This window comes from Streptomyces sp. L-9-10 (genome assembly GCF_004151105.1).
Taxonomy (GTDB): domain Bacteria; phylum Actinomycetota; class Actinomycetes; order Streptomycetales; family Streptomycetaceae; genus Streptomyces.
Window position 1 is genome coordinate 238,864 of record NZ_PHRF01000090.1, and the last position, 18,601, is coordinate 257,464.

Genomic DNA, 18,601 nt, shown 5'->3' on the forward strand with positions numbered 1-18,601 from the left:
AACAACATGACGCCATACGCGCGCCGCGGAGTGCACGGCCAGACCGTGGAGACTCTCGCGCGCCGGGTGCTCAGCGGCGAGATCCCCGAAGGGGCGACACTCGATCTCGTGTCACTGCAGGGCGAGCTGGACGTCAGTCTGACCGCGCTGCGGGAGTCCCTGAAGGTCCTCGCGGCCAAGGGGATGGTCGACGCACGCCAGAAGCGCGGCACCTTCGTCCGCCCACGCTCCGACTGGAACCTCCTCGACGCGGACGTGCTGCGCTGGCAGTTCGCCGGCAGCGCGGGCACCGGTACCGACCTGGCCCTGCTGCGCAACCTGGGTGAGGTCCGCGGCATCATCGAACCGGCCGCGGTCAGGCTGGCCGCCGAGCGCCGTACCGACGCCGATCTCGACGCGCTGGAGGCGGCCCTGACGGCGATGGGCGAGGACCAGGGGGGCGCGGCGCACGCCGTCGAGGCGGACCTCGCCTTCCACCGCGCGCTCCTCGCGGCCACCCACAACGAACTCCTCGAACGCATGGAGATGGTCATCGAGTCCGGTCTCGCCCACCGTGACGAGATCGTCCACAGCACCCTCCACGGCGAGGACCCGGTCCCCAGCCACCGAGCCGTCCTGGACGCCGTGCGCGACCAGGACCCGGAAACCGCCGAACGCGCCATGCGAGCCCTCCTCGACCAGGCGGTCCGCGACCTCGACCGTGTCCGCGGAAGCGAGAGCGACGGCGACGGCGCGCCGGCGACCACCGGCGACACGCACAACGGGAGCCCGGCCCAGTGAAGATCACGCGCATCGAGACCTTTCTCGTCCCGCCCCGCTGGCTGTTCTGCCGGATCGAGACCGACGAGGGAGCCGTCGGCTGGGGCGAACCCGTGGTCGAGGGCAGGGCCGAGGTGGTTCGCGCCGCGGTCGACGTCCTGGCCGAGTATCTGATCGGCCAGGATCCCCTGCGCATCCAGGACCACTGGCAGGTGCTCAGCAAGGGCGGGTTCTACCGCAGCGGCCCCATACTCTCCAGCGCCGTCGCCGGAATCGACCAGGCCCTGTGGGACATCGCGGGCAAGGTGTACGGGGCGCCCGTGCACGCCCTGCTCGGCGGGGCGCTGCGCGACGAGGTCCGGGTCTACGCCTGGGTGGGAGGCGACGAACCCGCCGGGCTCGCCGACGAGATCACCGCCCAGGTCGAGGCGGGCTTCACCGCCGTGAAGATGAACGCGGCGGCCCGTACCTCACCGATTCCCACCCTCGCGGAGACGGCCGCCGTCGTCGAACGCGTGGCCGTGGCCCGTGAGATCCTGGGCCCCGGCCGCGATGTGGCCGTCGACATGCACGGCCGGTTCGGACCGGCCGCGGCCCGGCGAGTCCTCCAGGCCATCGAGCCACTGCACCCGCTGTTCGTCGAGGAGCCGCTGCTGCCCGAGCAGGGCCACCTGCTCGCCGCGCTCGTGGGTGCGACGTCCGTACCCATCGCCACCGGTGAACGGCTCTACGGCAGGGCGGAGTTCCTGCCCGCCCTCCACGCGGGCATCGCCGTGGCCCAGCCGGACCTGTCGCACGCCGGCGGCATCACCGAGGTCCACCGCATCGCGTCGCTCGCCGACACCTACGGCGTACAGCTCGCCCCGCACTGCCCCCTCGGTCCGATCGCCCTCGCCGCGAGCCTCCAGATCGCCTTCTGCACCCCGAATTTCCTCATCCAGGAGCAGAGCCGGGGCATCCACTACAACAAGGACGCCGATCTGCTCTCGTACGTCGTCGATACGGATCCGTTCCGCTTCGTCGCAGGACAGGCTCCGCGTACCGCACTCCCGGGACTCGGCATCACCGTCGACGAGGCCGCCGTACGCGCCGCCGACCGCACCGGGCACGCCTGGCGCAACCCGGTGTGGCGCCACCCCGACGGATCGTTCGCCGAATGGTGAACGCCCCGTCCCCGATCCGGATCACCACCGACCCGGCCCACGGCGGACGCTGGACCTCGCTGTGGGCGGCCGGCCGCGAATGGCTCTGGCACCGCGAGGAACCGCGTCGCCCGCACGTCGTCCCGGGCGACGCCTTCGCCGACGCGGGCGGCCTGGAGGAGTGTGTTCCCACGGTCCGGGGCACCCCCGACCACGGGCACGCCTGGGCCAGGGCGTGGCGGCGGGACGGTGACACGGAGTCCGTCACCTGCCCGGACTTCCGGCTCAGCCGCCGAATCCGTCACCAGGAGCGGCGGGCGGTGGCCGACTACCGGCTCACCGCCCGGCCCGGCTACCGCTTCCTCTGGGCGGGGCACGCCCTGCTGGATCTGTCCGAGCACGCACACCTCGGCCTGCCCGACGGGACGCACACCCGGGTCTACCCGGACGGCGGGTCCCGGTGGACACCCTGTGCGTGGCCGTGGTGGCCGGCGGAGTCGACCGCGCTCGACCGGCTGGGACCCGACGACGGTACGGCCGTCGGCCTGATCGCCGACACCCCTCAGATGGACGTCCACGAGGGAACCGCCGTGCTGCGCCTGTCCGTTGAGGCCGAGGGTCAGCCCGTGTCCGTCGCCGTGTGGCGCAACCTCCGCGGCTTCCCCGACGACGAGCCCTACCGGTCCATCGGGGTCGAACCGATGCTGGGACGCGTCTTCGACCTCGCCGCGGCCGGTGAAGGCGACGCGGCCCGCGTGCCGGCCGGCGGGGAAGTCCGGTGGCGGCTCATCGTGAGCGCGGGAACGGAACGAACGTGACAGCACCTCAGACCGGAAAGGAACCCCGCACGTGGATCTGCTGACCGAGCTGCGTACCCACCGGATCGTCGCCATCGTGCGCGGCGACGACGCGGACGCCGCGCTCAGGACCGTCCTCACCCTCGCGGAAGAGAAGATCCCGCTCATCGAGGTCTCGCTCAGCGGCAGGGACGCGCTGAGCGTCATCCGCCGGGCACGCGCGGCTCTCGGCACCGCCGCTCCGCTCGGCGCGGGTACCGTCCTGACGGCGCGGGACGCGCGGGCGGTGCACGAGGCGGGTGCCGACTTCGTCGTCACCCCGGCCGTCTGCGAGGGGATCACCGAAGCGAAGCGGCTCGAACTGCCCGTTCTCGCCGGGGTGATGACCCCCACGGACATCGTCGCCGCACAGCGGCTCGGCGCCGACTCCTTCAAGATCTTCCCGGCGGCACAGGCGGGCGGCCCCGCGTATCTGCGAGCCCTGCGCGGCCCGTTCCCGACCGCGCCGTTCGTACCTGTCGGGGGAGTGGACACCGAAGCGGCCGTCGCCTACCTCGCACACGGCGCGACCGCGGTGGGAGTGGGGTCGCCGCTCATCGGTGACGCCGCCGACGGCGGCAGCGTCGACGCCCTGCGCACCAGAGCACGCGCCTTCCTCGACGCGGTCCGCGCCACCGGTCACGGGGCGGCGGGACGATGACGGGCGGCGCACCTGCCGCGGGCCGGACCGACCGCCCCGAACGCGGCGACGGCACACGCACGGTCGCCCCCGCCGAAGAGCGCCCCGGCGGCCGGCTCCGCCACGACGCCCCCGCCTGGCGGCCGGCCCACACCCCGGTGGCCTGCGTCGGCGAGACGATGGCCGCTCTCGTGCCGGACCCCGTCGCCCCGCTGGACAGCGCCGACCTGCTCCGGGTCCGGATCGCCGGCGCCGAGTCGAACGTGGCGATGTACCTGGCCGACCACGGGGTGCCCGCGCGCTGGGTGTCCGCCCTCGGCGACGACCCGTTCGGCCGCCGGATCCGCGACGAAGTGGCCGCGTCCGGCGTCGACATCAGCGGCGTACGCACCGATCCGCACCGCCCGACCGGAATCCTCGTCAAGAACCCGGGCCCCGGCGGAACCACGGTCCATTACTACAGGCGCGGCTCGGCCGCCTCCGCCCTGGGCCCCGGCCTCCTCGACGACGAGGCCGTACGGACCGCCGGGCTCGTCCACCTGAGCGGTATCACTCCCGCGCTCTCACCGGACTGCCTGGCCCTCGTCGCCGCGCTGCTGCGCCCGGCGCCCGGGACACGCCCGTGCCCCGTCAGCTTCGACGTCAACCACCGGCCGGCCCTGTGGAGCGACGATACGGCCGCCGCCGTGCTCCACGACTTCGCGAACCGGGCGGACATCACGTTCGTCGGACTCGACGAGGCCCAGGCGCTCTGGGGGAACGGGCTGGCCGGGCCCACGGACGTACGGTCCCTGTTGCCCGGACCCCGCATCCTCGTGGTCAAGGACGGCGGGTACGCCGCGACCGCGTTCGAGGGCACCCGTGTCCACACCGTGCCCGCGCCGAAGACCGAGATCGTTGAACCGGTCGGGGCGGGCGACGCGTTCGCGGCCGGGTTCCTCGCGGGGCTGCTGCGCGACGAGGGCATGGTCCGGGCCCTGCGGCTCGGACACCTCACGGCGGGCGCCGCGCTCGGCGTGACAGGAGACCACGGCCCGCTGCCGGACCGTGGCCGTATCGCCGCTCTCCTCGACATGCCCCCCGAGATGTGGGCGTGAGACCGGGCCGGCCGGCCGCGCCCGATGCGACACGCGAGCCCCTGGCAGCGGGCAACCGTACTGAGTAGATTCATAAGGGGTGGGGCTTCGCGTGGTGAATGGGGGAAGGTATGGACCACGAGTTGATGGCACTGGCTTCGACAGCCGCGACCACTGTGGTGAGCCAACTGGCCACCGACGGCTGGGAACAGGTCAAACGGGCGGTCGCCGCACTGTGGCGGCGCTCGGATCCCGACGACCCGGAGCAGGCCGAGGCCGTCGAACGGGAACTGGCCGAGAGCCGGGCGGAGTTGCTCGCGGCGCTGATCGCCGGTGACGAGCAGGCCGAGCGCATCCTGACAGCACAGTGGAGTGGCCGGCTCCGCGGTCTGCTGGCCGCCTCTCCGGCCCTGGCCGACGCGTTGCGCCAGGTGCTCGCCGAGATCGGAACCGGGGAGCCGCGGTCCGAGACCGGAGCTGGCCGGGTGGACATGCACGCCACGGCGTCCGATCACGCCAAGGTGTTCCAGGCGGCACGTGACCAGCACATCAGCGGGGCATGACCCGTCAGGGCCCGCGGCCCGGGGACGAACCCATCAGGCTGGAGGCGTACGCGTCCGGATCCGGCACCATCTATCAAGCCGCCGGGAGCCAGCACATTGCCGCGCGTGACCTGCATCTGCATTTCTGGGACGGCACGCATCGCGTTCGCCGTCTCCAGCCGGGGGCGGAGGAGGACGACCGATGTCCCTACCCCGGTATGGTCGCGTTCACCGCGGATCAGGAGCAGTGGTTCTTCGGACGGGACCGGCTCAGGGCACGATTGACGGAGCGGCTCGACGAGTGCCTGCGCGAGGGAGGCGCCGTCGCGCTGGTCGCACCCTCGGGAGCGGGCAAGTCCTCCCTGCTACTGGCCGGGCTCGTGCCCGGTCTGGCTCGCGGCTCGTTGCCCGGCTCGCGGCGTTGGCCGTGCCTGCTGTTCACACCGACCGCGCATCCGATGGTCGCGCTCACGATGCATCTGGCCGCGCTGACGGGGAGTGACCCCGAGTCGTACGCCGACGAACTGGCCCAGGACCTTGAGGCCGTCGCCGGGCGGCTGCGGGAATCGCTGGCCGAGCGAGGGGCGGGGCGCCTGGCCATCATTGTCGACCAGGTCGAGGAACTGTTCTCACCGGACGTTCCCGAGTCCGAACGGCAACGATTCATCGACGTACTCGCGTTCCTGAGCCGGCCGTCGGCCCAGGGCGAAGAGCCGCTCGCGGTCGTGGTCTACGGCGTGCGCGCGGACTTCTACGCGTACTGCGCGCGTTACACGCCGCTGCGTGAGGCGTTGGAGCGCCGTCAGGTCTTCATCGGCCCCATGTCCACGGCCGAGGTCCGGGAGATCATCCTCTTCCCGGCACGGGCGGTCGGACTCGATCTGGAACCCGGCCTGGTCGAGGTGCTGCTGCGTGACCTCGGTGTGCCGGTGGAGACCCGCCCGGACCCGTCACTCGGCGACACGGCGGACGACGACGAGGGCGGCGGAGGCGGATACGACGCCGGGCGTCTGCCGCTGCTCGCCCACGTTCTGCGTGCCACCTGGAGGGAGAGCGCCGGCTCGACGATGACGGTGGACGGCTACACGAACGCCGGCGGCATTCTGCGTGCCGTCGCGACCACCGCGGAGGGCGTCTTCAAGCGACTGGACGACGAGGGCAGGCAGACCGCACAGACGCTCTTCCGGCGCCTGGTCAGGATCGGCGACGGCATGGAGGACACCCGCCGCCCGGCATCCCGGGCCGATCTGATCAGCGAGGGTCTGACGCCCACGGTGGCCATGGCCGTACTTGACGCGTTCACCCGGGAACGGCTGATCACCCAGCGCCGCGACACGGTGGAGATCACCCATGAGGCATTGCTGCGCGCCTGGCCCCGGCTCCGCGGCTGGATGGACACCGACCGTTCCGACAACCTGCTGCGTCAGCGGATCGAGGACGCGGCAGCGGCCTGGGCCCGTGAGCATCGCGACCCCGCTCTGCTGTACCGGGGCAATCCCCTGGCCGCGGCGCGGAATTGGGCGACCCGCTCAGGAGCCGACGGTATCGGGCCGACCACCAAGGCGTTCCTCGCCGCGGCCCTCAGGGCGCGACGCCGCTCGATCCTCGTCCGCCGCACCGCCCTCGCGCTGTTGATGGTTCTCTCGATCGTGGCCGGAGACGCTGCCTTCCGTGCCACACAGCAGAGCCGGAGAGCGGACGAACAGCGCGTGGTGGCCGAGGAGCAGCGCCGTCTGGCCACCGTACGAGCGCTGCAGGCCGAGGCGGAGAATCTCCGCGACACCGACCCTCGTACCTCGCTGCGTCTCAGCCTCGCCGCGCTGCGTATCAAGCCGACGGCCGAGGCGCGGGCGGGGCTGGTGACCACACTGCAACGCACCCGTCTCACCGGCGGCTCCGTCCTGGGCACCAAGACGTCGGACACGCTCGCCTTCAGCAGGGACGGCACCCTGCTGGCCACAGCGTCGTTGGTCGACAAGACGCATACGGTGTCCCTGTGGGACACGGCGGACGCCGTCCGGCCACGGCGGCTGGCCACGCTCTCCGGTCACACCGACTCGATCAACAGCCTCGCCTTCAGCCCCGACCGACGTCTCCTGGTGACCATCGCCAACGCCGGTCTCAACCCGGATGACGGCGTCAAGTCCGGCCGCAGCAGCCTGATTCTGTGGGATCTCGCGGACCGGACTCATCCTCGGCGGGTGCTGAGCTGGTCAGGCATGGACGATGCGCAGACGGCGGCCTTCAGCCCGGACGGCACGACGATGGCCGTGGTCGCGGGGCGAGCGAACGGCACGCTGGAACTCTGGGACATATCCCGCTCAACGGTCCCTCGGCGCCTGGCGGAACCGGCCGAGGCCGTCGACGCGCAGACCGTGGCGTTCAGCTCGGACGGGCATACGCTCGTCACCGGCTCCGGCTACCTCACAGCCAAGGACTCCTCCCTCTCGCCCAGCTCCATCACCCACACCACCGGATGGACCGTGTGGGACGTCACCGACCTCCGTCACCCCGAAGCGGTGGCGCGCCGCCCGTTCTTCGGCGCATCCGCTGTGTTCAGCCCGACCGCGCCGGTCCTGGCGGTTGGCTACGGCAGCGACCTCACACTGTGGGACCTCCGGACCCCGAGTGCGCCCCGGCGACTGACGACCCTCGGTCACAAGGACCAGGTCCGGTCGGCCGAGTTCAGCCCCGACGGCCGGTCCCTGGTCGTCGCCGCGCTGGACGAAACGGTGTCCCTCAGGAGCATCCGCGATCCCGCCCACCCGGGAAAGCCGATACCTCTGGGCGGACACGAGAGGCCCGTCGGCGCCATCGCGTTCAGCCGTGACGGCCGCCGCATCGGCCTGGCGGACGAGTCCATGACGATCTCGCGCTGGCTGGTGGGCAGCCGGGCCCCGGCCCGCGGGGTGACCGTGACCACGGCCTCCTTCCGCCCGATGGAATCGCGATTCAGCCCCGACGGCCGCAAGCTCGCGGTGGCGGGTACCGGCGGAAGGGTGCGGCTCTGGGACACCTCCGATGTCGGACGTCCCGCCAAAGAGGCAGAGCTGACCGGGCACCTCCAGATCGCCGAGTCGGTCGCCTTCAGCGGTGACGGCTCCGTACTCGCCGTCGGAAGCCAAGCCGGCGAGAACACGCCACTCGGGCGGATCACTCTATGGGACACATCCGGCCTGCGCGCACCACGTCGACTCGTTCAACTCCCCGCGAAATCGGGGGTGTCGGCCGTGGCGCTCAGCCCCCGTGGAATGACACTGGCTGCCCTCGGAGGTGAGCTCTTCGGTCAATCGTGGGTCGGCCTGTGGGACATCAGCTCTCCGGTGGACCCGGTGCGGAAGAGCTTGCTCGATCCCTTCGATCCCCGTGAGCGGACGTCGTCGTCCCCGGGCCCGGCCGGAGGACTACCGCTCCTCGTGGGCCGGACTCCCGCGGTCTTCGGACCCGACGGCGCGACCCTCGCTCTCCCCGACTCATTGTGGGACGTGTCGGACCCCGCCGCCCCCGCCAGGCTGCCCACACAGCGCACCGGGGATCCGTGGTCCCGGCTCCAGGACGGCTACTCGTATGCGGCTTTCAGTGCCGACGGGCGTGAACTGGTGACGGCCAGTGCGCGTGAGATCTCCATGTGGTCGTTGGACCACACGGCGGGACGACGGCTCCTGGGCTCGGTGGACGCATCCGAAAGCGCGCTCTCGCAGGTCGCCTTCCACCCCGGGGGCCACTTGGTCGCGACGGGGAACAGGGCAGGCCAAGTAGCCCTGTGGGATGTCAGCGACCCGACTCTGCCGGTTCGGGTGACGACGCTGACGGACACCACCGCGGAGATCGTGGACGTGCGGTTCAGCCCGGACCGAAGGACAGTGGCCGTTACCCTCGACTCCGGCGCCGTGGAGTTCTGGAACCTGGGAGACCTCCCTGCCATCGTCGCCGACGCGAAAGGCCAGGCGTGCGGAATCGTTGGATCGGGCCTGTCATCAGAGGAGTGGAAGCGATACGCGCCCGGCCTGCCGTACGAACGCACCTGCCCCAGGTAACCCTCCCAGCGGCGGACAGAACGCCGGGCGTCCGCCGCTGCGCGCGTGGCCCGCGTGAACCCACTACGAGGGCCGCAGGGCGACGACAACGCACCTTCCGCGAAGGCCGATGCGGCCGGCCGGGCCGTACGTGATTACATTCGGCCAGTGTCAGCCGGAAAGGGGCGGGAGCGCGGTATGAGCAAGGACGGGCCGTCCATACCGGACGAAGAGTGGGAGCGCTTTCTCCGGGAGGCCGGGACCGGGGCCCAGGGCGCTCCCAAGGAGCCCTCGGCGCGGGCCCGGATGGTGACGCGGAGGCTGGAGGGGGAGACCGGTCCGCCGGAGGGGTGGCGAACTCACCAGCCGCCCCGGCGGCGACGGGGCAAGGGCTGGTACGTGGTCGGCTTCCTGGCCGCGGTCGGCCTGCTCGTCGTGGCACTGGATCCGGGGCGGGTGGCCGGCTGGTTCGGGGACGGGGGCGGCGAGAGCGTACCGCTCGCCGCGGAGTCGGAACGCCCCGGTCAGCCCCCGGCGACGGAGGCCGCGGCACAACTCCCCACCGTGAAGGAACCGTTCAGGGGATCGCCCGCCGCACAGTGGGCCAACGGCACCGCGGGGATGAGTCTGCCCGCCGCACGGGCGACAGGCTGGATGAGCAGGGAACATGTCGCGCAGGCGCTCGAACAGAGCCGGAACTTCCTCGCCGCGTCCAGTCTGGATCCCGAGGTGCTGGGCGGGGAACGGCCGGCGAAGGCGATCGCGTTGATCAATCCCCATCAGCGGGATGTCCAGGACTACCTGGCGACCGCGTTCCGCGCGCCCGGCCGGGAGAACGATCCGCTGCTGCTGTTCAGCCGTTTCGCGAAAACGAAGGCGCGGCCCTTCGGTGACGTGGTCAGGACGCGAGGACGGATCACGTACGAGGAAGGTGAGCGCGGCGCGGTCGAGGTGACCACCGACGTCACCTACGTCTACCCGGTCGTACGCGCCGCGGCGGGCAGCGACGAGGTCGCGCGCACCATCGTGCGCCGCGAGATCGTGATGAGCTGGGACGACCCGTCGAAGGTGGTCATCGAGCCGGGAACGTTCTCCCTGGTCTCCTACAAGGTGGACACCGCCAACGGCGGCTGTGACAACGTCACCGGTTACTTCCTTCCCGAGTTCAGCGCCGAACGCGCCGTTACGGGCTCGGGAGACGGCCCCGAGGTCGACCCGTACGACCGGAGCACGTCGATGGACGCCCGCATGCGGGACGCCGGCGCGACAGGATGCGGAACCGCCACCCGGTCGTGAGCGAGGAGACGTGGAAGCCGGGGTGCTGTTCGGCACCCCGGCTTCCACGAAGAGGGCGAGGAAAGCGGAAGGACTAATTTCATAGAGGAAGGAGAAGGAAGTCCCTCCATGGCCTCGCCGAGTCCCACGCTAGCAGTCAGCCGGGGATCAGGTCGCGCAGATTCTCCGGCGTGACGATCAGGGAATCCGGGTGCAGTCCGTCCGGGCGCTCCAGGCCGATGTAGGTGACCGGGCCGTCCGGGACCGTCGTACCGTCCCACAGTGTGATGCCCGTGGCGCGGTCGGCCATCAGGCCGGTGAGGTACCGGACCGTGAGGTAGTCACGCTCGACGATGCCGCGCACCAGCGTGGCCACCGACAACCGGTTCTCTTCGACGCGGTTGGAGTCCGGGCTGCCCTGGAGGTACAGGTGGAGCCACTTGGCGCGCCAGCGGCCGTCGCTCCCGCGCCGGAACGCCAACGGCAGCGCGACTCTCCCCGGGCCGCGCAGCTCCGACTTCATGCGCACGGTACGCGGCTCGAAGGGGCGGCCCCGCTGCTCGGCATCGCGCCGCATGAACCCGAAGAACGACTCCTCGACCGCTTCGAAGTCCTCCCCCGAATAGATGTTGACCTGCGGGACGATGAAGGTGCCGCGCACGGCGTCCAGGCGCAGGTTGATGAACTCCGAGGCGCCGTCGGGCGCGTCCGTGATGTCGCCCGAGTGCTCGCCCCCGACCTCCGTGAGAGCGGTGTACGACAGCCAGCAGACGGTCGCGTACTCGGCGTCGAGCATCAGCGCCGACAGGTCGTAGTCGGTGCTGTGGCTCTTCTGCTTCCAGTAGACGAAGAAGCGCAGCAGTTCACCGTCGACGGGGGAGAGGGAGCCACGGGGCAGCACGCCGAGCCCGGCGGCCGACGCCTTGCCGCTGAGCGGGAGCGCGACATCGAGGACGTCGGGGTCGATCAGCAGATGCCCGGGGTCCGGAAGGCGGCGGCGCGTCTCGGTGTCCAGGGCGGCGATCAGGCGCCGCCGCTCGGGCGGCGGCACGGGGGGACGGGTGTCGGCGGTGACCCAGGCGCGGCCGCGCTGGTTGACGAAGACGCGACGCTCGCCGGTCTCCTGCGCGCGGTTGTGCAGGTGCTCGCGGACCGACAGCAGGACACGGCCGGAGACCTGCGGGGCGACCTCCTCGGCGGCGGCCATGACGGCATCGCGCTCCTCCTGGGTGACGCACGCGCGCAGCAGCCGGTCCAGAGCACGGAACAGCCTGCCCGGGGCTGCGGTCAGCAGCCGGGCCGCCCCGGTGACGTCGCTCGCGCCGAGCAGTTCCTCAAGGCGGCTGTCGAAGGACCGGGCCTCCTTCTCACCCCGGGCGACGGCGAACACCTCGGCGGCATGCGGCCAGCGCGGGTACTCGTGCGGGTGGAGGCGCTCGCCGAGGCGCTTGAACGGTTCGCGCCGCGCGGTGACATCGGCGAGCTTGGCGGGAGCGGCCGCCACCACGGCGTCGAGACCGGCGAGCAGGGCGCGCCGGACCGGTCGGGACAGCGACCGGAAGCGGGTGGGTTCCACGAGGGTCACGTCGCCGTCCGAGAGCGCGCAGGCCAGCCGGAGGACATCGGTGACGGTGTCCAGAAGGAGATCCTGGCCGGCTTCGAGACGGGCGACGTTGATGACGGCTCGGTTCTCGCGTACCGGTATCGCCTCGGGCTGCGGGCTGTCGGCACACTGCTCCGCGAGTGCCCGGAGGTCGCGCAGTCCCTCGTCGCCCAGCGGAGTGGCGCTGCCGGCGAGGGCCAGGTACAGGGCATCGACCTCGTCGTCCGAGGCGCCGCCCAGGTGCAGGAGCGTGATGCGGTCGCCCGCCGCGGCGATCAGCTCATCGTGGGCGGCGAGCATCCCGTCGTACGTGTGCCGGTAGTTGCCGTACGACGGGAGCGTCAGCAGATCGACCACGCCAGCGCGCAACTGGGCGAGCGTGCTGTCCCGCGAGGCGTCGTCGGCGAACGCCTCGGCGATGCACTGCCTCCAGAAGTCGAACGTGTCCGGCACGTTGGCGGGGAAGTCGAGGAAGTAGACGTTGTGCCGCACGTGGTCGCCCACCATCTCGCGGACGGTGTCCAGCGTGCGCGCGGCGGTGGCGACGACTGTCTCCTCGGACAGCCCCGACAGACGCTCCATCACGGCCGCCGAGAGTTTGAAGCCGACGGACATCAGCGCGGCGTCGAACTGCCGCGCCGCGACGTCGCCGTGCCCGGCCGGTCCGGAGGGGGCGGGGAGGCGGTGGGTGTGCCGGATGACAAGGGGGTCGAGAGGGTGGGCCATCCGGGCATGATCCCAGAACCACCCGAGCCGGAGCATTCGGGTTTTCGCACATGGTGTGCGCCATGACGGCGGGCCGCGTTCACGAGCGTTCAGGGCGGCAGGCGCTGTGAGTTGGACGGCACCGCCGAAGAACTCGCCGAGTATGAGCGGATGCGGCTATAGACTCCCTGAGCAGCGCGAGAACCGGTCGGCACAACGCGCGTGGCGGGAAGAGCCGTCGTCCGGTCTCGCACGGCTTTTGCAGACCATGGACTGGACATGGAGCTGAGGACGTGCCTTCGAACGTGGACGGATGGTTGGCGGACACCCGCAGCTCCTACGACACGGTCGCGGTCGACTACGCCGACCAGATCCGCGAAGTGCTGGCAGGGGAGCCGTATCTTCTGTCGGCACTGGCATTGTTCGCCGGCATGGTTCACACAGCCGGCGGCGGGCCGGTGGTGGATGTGGGGTGCGGACCGGGTCATGTCACCGCCCACCTACGTGAGTTGGGCGTCGACGCGTTCGGTATCGACCTCTCACCCGTGATGATCGACGTGGCCCGGCGGGACCACCCCGGCCTGCGGTTCGAGGTGGGCTCGATGACGGATCTCGACCTCGCCGACGCGTCGGTCACCGCCCTGCTCGCCTTCTGGTCGTTGATTCACGTCCCTGACGATGCGATCCCCGCGGTCCTCGGTCATTTCCGGCGGGTGGTGCGCCCCGGCGGACCGCTGCTGCTCGGCTTTCACATCGGCGACGAGTCGCGACTGAAGACGCGGGGCTACGGCGGCCATCCGATGAAGGTCCATGTCCACCGCCGCCGGCCTGACCAGGTGACCGCCTGGCTGCGCGATGCCGGATTCACCGTCGAGGCTCAGTGGTTGCTCGACCTCGACGGAAGCCGCCCAGGAGCGGTCCTGTTCGCGCGCCGCCAGTCCTGACGCCGCGTCGACATCGAGCCGAGCCGGCTGCGGCGGCTCGAACCGGCCTCGACCGCGACACCGCTGTCGGTGAGGCGGACCCGCTCGACCACGAACGGCCGTCCCCCGCTCGTCGGCCGCTGAGTGGCGGCGCTCTTCCGGCTGGCGTCGAATGGATGGAGAGACCCGTCCCCGGTCACGAGGGCTCGGTCTCCGTTGGGTGTGCCCGATCCCAGGAGTCCACGTGTCTGTCGTGCCGCTTACCGACATCCTGTCCGACGCCTTCGAAAAGCGTTACGGCGTGCCGGCCATCAACGTGTTCAACGACCTCACCATGGAGGCGGTTCTCGCGGCCGCGGTGGAGAACGGCTCGCCACTGATCGTGCAGACGTCCGTCAAGACGGTCAAATCGATCGGAAGCGAGGTGCTCTTCGCGATGTGGACGTCGATGACGGCCGGTATCGAGGTGCCCGTCACACTCCATCTGGACCACTGCCCGGAGCGCGAGGTCATCACGGAATGCCTGCGGCGGGGCTGGAACTCCGTCCTGTTCGACGCCTCGAACCTGCCGGTGGAGGAGAACATGCGGCAGACGGTCGAGGTCGTCGCCGAGGCCCGCGGACACGGCGCCCACGTGGAGGGCGAGATCGAGTCCATCACCGGGGTCGAGGACGACATCGGCACCGACAGCGCGGCCGCCCAGCAGGATCTGGACGTGGCACTGGAGTTCCTCAGAACGACACACGTCGATGTCTTCGCGCCCGCCATCGGCAACGCCCACGGAACGTACAAGCGCCCACCGGTACTCGACTTCGAGCGGGTCTCCGACATCGTCACGGCGTACCCCCTGCCGATCGCGCTCCACGGCGGCAGCGGTCTCTCCGACGAGCAGTTCCGCGATCTCATCTCCCGGGGCTGCGCGAAGGTCAACATCTCGACCGCCCTCAAGGAGAGGTTCATGAAGTCGAGCCTGGCCTTCCTCGAATCGGCGGCGGAGAAGCAGAAGTGGGATCCTCCCTCGCTGTTCCGGTCCGTCCGCCAGGACGTCATCGGGATGACCGGCTCGCTCATGACACTCTTCGGCAGCGCCGGCCGGGCCGGGTGACACCGTGCCCGCCCTCGTCTTCGACTGCGACGGCGTCCTCGCCGACACCGAGCGCTACGGACACCTGCCCGCGTTCAACCAGACCTTCCAGGAGTTCGGCCTGCCCGTACGGTGGAGCGACAGCGCCTACGCCGAGAAGGTGAAGGTCGGCGGGGGCAAGGAACGTATGAAAACGCTCCTCACCCCCGATTTCATCGCCGCGACCGGGCTGCCCAGTGACGCCGACGCGCTCGACGAGCAGGTCGCCCGGTGGCATCGGCGCAAGACCGAGATCTACACCGGGATCATCGAGGGCGGCACCGTTCCGCCCCGGCCCGGCGTACGGCGGATCGCCGCCGAGGCCGACGCCGCCGGATGGACACTGGCCGTCGCCTCCACCTCCGCGGAGCCGTCCGTACGCAGTGTGCTGGAACTCGCCGCCGGCCCCGAACTGGCCCGGCGCTTCAGTGTGTTCGCCGGAGACATCGTGCCGCACAAGAAACCGGCGCCGGACATCTACCAGTACGCGGCGGACCGGCTCGGGCTCGGTCCGGCGGGCACCATCGTCATCGAGGACAGCCGCAACGGGCTGCTCGCGGCACGGGGCGCGGGCCTCGGCTGCACCGTCACGACCAGCGCCTATACCGCGCTGGAGGATTTCACCGGTGCGTGGCTGGTGGTGTCGTCACTGGGCGATCCCGAGCCGGAGGAGACCACCACGAAGGTGCTGAGCGACCCCTTCGGCGCCGACCCCCGCCCGTTCGTCAGGCTCGCCGACCTCGAATTCCTGCTCGCCGCCGGTGCGACGTGACGGTCAGGACAGACAGTCAGGAGAGCCATGCCATCGACAACAGCCAGTGATCTGGAGTTCGTCGTCAGGACCATCGCCAGAACGGCGGTGGACAACGAGCGCGAGTTCGGCGAGCTCGACGCCGTCGTGGGCGACGGGGACTTCGGGTACTCGCTCGCCCGCGGCTTCGAGATCGTTCTCGCCGACTGGGACTCGCTGGACCGCGGCTCCCCGTCGGCGTTTCTGAAGAAGGTGGCCCTGGTGATCTCCAAACGGGTGGGCGGGACCTCCGGGCCACTCTGGGGCACCGCGTTCCTCCGGGCGGCCGGAGCCGTCAACGACCGCTCCGAGCTGAACGGTGAGGACGCGGTCGCCATGCTGCGCGCCGCCGCCGAGGGCATCAAGGTGCGAGGCAAGTCCGACCTCGGTGACAAAACACTGCTGGACGCGCTGATCCCGATGACCGACGCACTGGAGAACGCGCTGGCGAACGAGAGGAAGACCGGCGAGGGCCCGGCTGCCGGTCCCGCCGGTCCCGCCGGTCCCGCCGGTCTCGCCAGGGTCGCGGCCTCTGCGGCGCGTACCGCCGCCGAAGCCACCACACCGATGATCGCCAGGCGTGGCCGGCCGAGCTACACCGGGGAGCGCAGCATCGGTTCCCCGGACGCGGGGGCCATGGCGGTCGCCATCATGGCGGAGCGCGTCGCCGACGAATGGGCCGTACGTACCTGAACCGCCGTGCCCCCGGGGCGGGGCCCGTACGGGGCCTGGCACCGGGCCGTACCGAGCCAGTCCGTGTCCCCACGCCGAGATCCAGGAGCGATCGCATGAAGAAGTTCGTCAACGACCCGAAGAACTACGTGCCCGAGATGCTCCAGGGACTGGCCCTCGCCAACCCCGGCACCCTGCGGTACGTCCCCGAATACAACCTGATCATGCGCGCCGACGCGCCCCGGCCCGACAAGGTCTCCCTCGTCCAGGGCTCGGGCTCCGGACACGAGCCGTCGCATGTCATGACCGTCGGCAGGGGAATGCTCGACGCCGCCTGCCCGGGTGACGTCTTCTCCGCGCCCCCCACCGACTACGTATACGAGACGGTCAAACTCGTCTCGTCGCCCAAGGGCGTCCTGTTGCTGGTCAACAACTACACGGGCGACCGCATGGCCTTCGAGATGGCCGAAGAGCTCTCGCAGGCCGACGGTGTCACCGTTCGTACGCTGTTCATCGACGACGACGTTTCGGTGCAGGACTCGACCTACACGGTCGGCCGACGCGGGGTTGCCGGAAACTTCTTTGTGATGAAAGCCGCCGGCGCGGCGGCCGAACGCGGTGCCGATCTCGACGAGGTGTACCGGATCGGCGAGAAGGTGAACTCCGTCACGCGCACCATGGGCATGGCGCTCACCGCGTGCACGCCGCCGGCCAAGGGGTCCCCGCTGTTCGAACTGCCCGACGACGAGATCGAGATGGGCGTGGGGATCCACGGCGAGCCGGGCCGGCGGCGGGAGAAGATGAAGCCCGCGGACGCGATCGTGCGGGAGCTGGTCACCGCTGTCGTCGACGACCTGCCCTACGTCTCGGGCGACGGCGTCGCCCTCATGGTCAACGGCCTGGGCGGCACTCCGATCGGCGAGCTCTATCTGGTGTACGGGCTGGCTCACAGGCAACTGGCCGAACGGGGCATCGAGATCCGCCGCAGCTACGTGGGCGAGTACTGCACCTCGCTCGACATGGCCGGCGCGTCCATCACCCTGGTCCGGCTGGACGACGAGATCTCCGGCCTGCTCGCGGACCCGGCCGAGATCCCGATCCGTGTCTTCTGACCGACGCGTGTTGTGGAGCGGATCCGCGCTGGCGGCGACCGGGCGAACGTCACAGTGGGGTTGAACACTTCATGGCTGCCGGGGGCGTCCCGCGTGTACGGGCCCCATGGAATCCACCGCGCGTCGGCTGCCGGGGCTGTGGCGCCCGGTTCGGGTGTGCGGGACGTGCGAGGTGACCGTGGCGAACGGGTACGGAGCCGAAGCGGGCAGGAAACGGGCATCTCGAACGGTCAAACGGGCGCCTGTTCGGTCACGGCTGCCGGCCCCCGAGGGCGGTGTGCGGTGCGTGGGGTGATGTGGTGCCAGGTTTCGCAGATGTGAACGGCGCAAGGCAGCCCCAGGTGGTGGCGGCGCCGGTGATTCGTGACGGCGGATGCCTGGGCGTATTCACCGCGTGGGGGAACGCTCCTGCGTGCCGGTGTGGAAGTGTTATTCCGCTTCCAATAACCACAAGGGAAGAGGCTGGAGCGGGCAACGCGGATTCCGATACTCTTGGGGCAGGCAGGGGATCGCTGGGCTTTCGCATTCATTGCGGCCTTGTAAGATCTGCCGGCGCACCCAATCGGGTTTCCCCTAGCGCCGCTCCCGTGGTCCTCGGTATCGAGCGCGATACCCGGAGTTCATGTAAAGGGACTAAGCCCCGGTTACCCGCGATGCGGGTTCTGGCACTTCTCGGTGTGCCGCCCTCGGCTGCTGCGTGGAAAAACAGGTCGGGCTGATGGTTTTACTCATGCGCCGGCCGTCCCGCAGCACCCTCAGCGTATTCGTCGCGAACCTCGACTCCGGCTTTCGTTTCGGCGAGGTAAACAGGGTGTTCTTTGTAATACGGCTTCACATCCTTCACATGCTGGCTGATTGATCCCCGTGGGTATGGCTTGATTGGTCGCTTCGCCGCCATAACCGTTCACTCCGGCCGCGGGATGGCGAGTGGCGTAACCATCGTTATTCAGCCGGGCGGTGCTGAGGCCGACTCGCCCGAGCCCTTGGCCGGCTCTGTGATCAGCGGCCGAGCACTGTCACTCCCCGGGTGCGCGCATTCCTGAGGTTATTGCTGCTGGGGCTTCCTCCGTACGGTTCGCGCCAGACTGCGCTCCGGCCGGGGCGCGCCGTCGACTACCGGCTTTCGTCGCTGCCGTGCGAACGTCGCAGTTCAGCCAGAACGCCCGGTGTCCCCGGCCTATGCCACTGGTCTTGGGGTGCTGGCCGGTGGACGCGGGGCGCGGCGGGATTTCGTCGAGATGCGGCCACGCCTCCCCGGCTTGAATCCATGCGTCGCCGTCCGGACGGCATATCGGGCGTTTCCGTGTGAACTCCGACGCGTCCGGCTGAATGAGGTCGGTTTTCTGTCTGTATACCGTTGGTGATTCAGGGCGGAGATATGCAAGGG

General features: G+C 70.4%; 14 protein-coding genes. 13 read left to right on the top strand and 1 reads right to left on the bottom strand.

Translation table 11 applies throughout. The features are described 5' to 3' along the window. The first annotated feature begins 6 nt into the window (after positions 1–6). The 8 genes from CU044_RS21215 to CU044_RS21250 all read left to right on the top strand — a co-directional run bounded on the left by CU044_RS21215 (position 7) and on the right by CU044_RS21250 (position 10,307). Positions 7–780 carry a FadR/GntR family transcriptional regulator gene (locus CU044_RS21215; RefSeq protein ID WP_129770290.1) on the top strand — a complete coding sequence of 258 codons (774 nt, stop codon included), beginning with the start codon at positions 7–9 and terminating at the stop codon, positions 778–780. After that, the gene (dgoD, locus tag CU044_RS21220) at positions 777–1,922 is read left to right on the top strand and encodes a galactonate dehydratase (RefSeq protein ID WP_129770291.1); all 1,146 of its coding nucleotides are present in this window, start codon (positions 777–779) and stop codon (positions 1,920–1,922) included. The genes CU044_RS21215 and dgoD overlap by 4 nt, the downstream gene beginning before the upstream one ends. Beyond that, positions 1,916–2,719 (top strand): hypothetical protein, encoded by an 804-nt coding sequence (locus CU044_RS21225; protein WP_129770292.1) that lies wholly within the window; start codon positions 1,916–1,918, stop codon positions 2,717–2,719. Before dgoD ends, CU044_RS21225 begins: the two co-directional genes overlap by 7 nt. A 31-nt stretch (positions 2,720–2,750) precedes the next feature. Next, entirely contained in the window at positions 2,751–3,398 is a 648-nt protein-coding gene (locus CU044_RS21230; RefSeq protein ID WP_129770293.1) for a bifunctional 4-hydroxy-2-oxoglutarate aldolase/2-dehydro-3-deoxy-phosphogluconate aldolase, read from the top strand. Continuing rightward, positions 3,395–4,474, top strand: a complete 1,080-nt coding sequence (locus CU044_RS21235) for a sugar kinase (protein WP_129770294.1) — start codon at positions 3,395–3,397, stop codon at positions 4,472–4,474. The genes CU044_RS21230 and CU044_RS21235 overlap by 4 nt, the downstream gene beginning before the upstream one ends. Positions 4,475–4,584: 110 nt before the next feature. Then, positions 4,585–5,016, top strand: a complete 432-nt coding sequence (locus tag CU044_RS21240) for a hypothetical protein (RefSeq protein ID WP_129770295.1) — start codon at positions 4,585–4,587, stop codon at positions 5,014–5,016. After that, on the top strand, positions 5,013–9,032 hold the full coding sequence (locus CU044_RS21245; protein WP_129770296.1) for a PD40 domain-containing protein: 4,020 nt from the start codon (positions 5,013–5,015) through the stop codon (positions 9,030–9,032). Before CU044_RS21240 ends, CU044_RS21245 begins: the two co-directional genes overlap by 4 nt. A 177-nt stretch (positions 9,033–9,209) precedes the next feature. After that, entirely contained in the window at positions 9,210–10,307 is a 1,098-nt protein-coding gene (locus tag CU044_RS21250; RefSeq protein ID WP_129770297.1) for a hypothetical protein, read from the top strand. Positions 10,308–10,443: 136 nt separating this feature from the next. On the opposite strand, the gene CU044_RS21255 is transcribed toward CU044_RS21250, so the two are convergent. After that, entirely contained in the window at positions 10,444–12,615 is a 2,172-nt protein-coding gene (locus CU044_RS21255) for a hypothetical protein (RefSeq protein WP_129770298.1), read from the bottom strand. A gap of 272 nt (positions 12,616–12,887) precedes the next feature. Between CU044_RS21255 and CU044_RS21260 the strand changes: the two genes are divergently transcribed. The 5 genes from CU044_RS21260 to dhaK all read left to right on the top strand — a co-directional run bounded on the left by CU044_RS21260 (position 12,888) and on the right by dhaK (position 17,214). Next, positions 12,888–13,538: a class I SAM-dependent methyltransferase gene (locus CU044_RS21260; RefSeq protein ID WP_129770299.1), complete on the top strand. Its 651-nt coding sequence runs from the start codon at positions 12,888–12,890 to the stop codon at positions 13,536–13,538. A gap of 223 nt (positions 13,539–13,761) precedes the next feature. After that, entirely contained in the window at positions 13,762–14,622 is an 861-nt protein-coding gene (locus CU044_RS21265) for a class II fructose-bisphosphate aldolase (RefSeq protein ID WP_129770300.1), read from the top strand. Between the two features lie 4 nt (positions 14,623–14,626). Next, a complete protein-coding gene (locus tag CU044_RS21270) occupies positions 14,627–15,412 on the top strand; it encodes an HAD-IA family hydrolase (protein ID WP_129770301.1) in 786 nt (261 codons plus the stop codon). 27 nt (positions 15,413–15,439) lie between these two features. Continuing rightward, positions 15,440–16,123 carry a dihydroxyacetone kinase subunit DhaL gene (gene dhaL, locus CU044_RS21275; protein ID WP_129770302.1) on the top strand — a complete coding sequence of 228 codons (684 nt, stop codon included), beginning with the start codon at positions 15,440–15,442 and terminating at the stop codon, positions 16,121–16,123. A gap of 95 nt (positions 16,124–16,218) precedes the next feature. After that, positions 16,219–17,214, top strand: coding sequence for a dihydroxyacetone kinase subunit DhaK (gene dhaK / locus CU044_RS21280; protein WP_129770303.1), 996 nt, complete (start codon positions 16,219–16,221; stop codon positions 17,212–17,214). Positions 17,215–18,601: the final 1,387 nt, after the last annotated feature.

Bases quoted from the DNA above. Each gene is read 5' to 3' on its own strand.
- dhaL (WP_129770302.1), top strand. From the start codon at position 15,440: ATGCCATCGACAACAGCCAGTGATCTGGAGTTCGTCGTCAGGACCATC.
- CU044_RS21250 (WP_129770297.1), top strand. From the start codon at position 9,210: ATGAGCAAGGACGGGCCGTCCATACCGGACGAAGAGTGGGAGCGCTTT.
- CU044_RS21215 (WP_129770290.1), top strand. From the start codon at position 7: ATGACGCCATACGCGCGCCGCGGAGTGCACGGCCAGACCGTGGAGACT.
- CU044_RS21245 (WP_129770296.1), top strand. From the start codon at position 5,013: ATGACCCGTCAGGGCCCGCGGCCCGGGGACGAACCCATCAGGCTGGAG.
- CU044_RS21235 (WP_129770294.1), top strand. From the start codon at position 3,395: ATGACGGGCGGCGCACCTGCCGCGGGCCGGACCGACCGCCCCGAACGC.
- dhaK (WP_129770303.1), top strand. From the start codon at position 16,219: ATGAAGAAGTTCGTCAACGACCCGAAGAACTACGTGCCCGAGATGCTC.
- CU044_RS21240 (WP_129770295.1), top strand. From the start codon at position 4,585: ATGGACCACGAGTTGATGGCACTGGCTTCGACAGCCGCGACCACTGTG.
- CU044_RS21225 (WP_129770292.1), top strand. From the start codon at position 1,916: ATGGTGAACGCCCCGTCCCCGATCCGGATCACCACCGACCCGGCCCAC.
- CU044_RS21255 (WP_129770298.1), bottom strand. From the start codon at position 12,615: ATGGCCCACCCTCTCGACCCCCTTGTCATCCGGCACACCCACCGCCTC.